This is a genomic window from Bacillus sp. mrc49 (assembly GCF_002803435.1).
In genome coordinates, this window is sequence record NZ_PHNG01000174.1 from 1 (window position 1) to 917 (window position 917).

Here is a 917-nt window from a genome sequence, read left to right on the forward strand (position 1 = left end):
CATCAGGTGAGAGGATGTACCGTACCGGGGATTTGGCCCGCTGGCGTGAGGATGGATCTTTGGATTATATGGGGCGTGCCGATCATCAGATCAAAATCCGCGGCTTCCGTATCGAATTGGGTGAAATCGAGGCAACGGTCGCCCAACACTCCGATATTGAACAAGTTGCGGTGGTGGTTCGTGAAGATAACCCCGGTGATAAGCGACTGGTCGCATATGTCGTATCTGGATCAAATGTGACCTTCGATGCTGCACATGTACGTCGTTCAGTAGCTGAAGGCCTTCCAGATTATATGGTTCCTTCCGCTTTCGTAGAAATGGAAGAACTGCCTTTGACACCGAATGGCAAGTTGGACCGCAAAGCGTTGCCGGCGCCGGAATTCAATGCCGTACAATCGGGGCGGGGGCCGAGAACGCCGCAGGAGGAGATTCTTTGCGATCTCTTTATGGAGGTTCTCGATTTACCTCATGTCGGAATAGATGATGGATTCTTCGATCTAGGCGGTCACTCGCTGCTAGCTGTCCAGTTGATGAGCAAAATCCGTGAAGCACTTGGGGTCGAGCTTAGTATTGGTAATCTATTCGAAGCTCCGACTGTTGCGGGGCTGGCAGAACGCTTGGAAATGGGCACGAGCCAAAGTGCATTGGACGTCCTGCTGCCGCTTAGGAAAAATGGGAGGGAACTTCCGTTGTTTTGCGTACATCCGGCGGGCGGACTTAGCTGGTGCTACGCTGGATTGATGACTGCGCTTGGACCTGACTATCCAATCTACGGGTTACAAGCACGAGGCATAGCTCAGAAAGAGGCATTCCCGAAAACGCTGATTGAAATGGCGGCCGACTATATTGAACAATTAAGGACGATCCAGCCAAAAGGCCCTTACCATCTATTGGGTTGGTCTCTCGGAGGCAATGTC

The 917-nt window shown here is 52.0% G+C and carries 1 protein-coding gene; it reads left to right on the forward strand.

Features of this window, described 5'->3' with window-relative positions; genetic code table 11:
• Positions 1-917, forward strand: a 917-nt coding sequence (locus tag CVN76_RS01205) for a thioesterase domain-containing protein (protein ID WP_157805420.1), incomplete at both ends; no start/stop codon positions are given.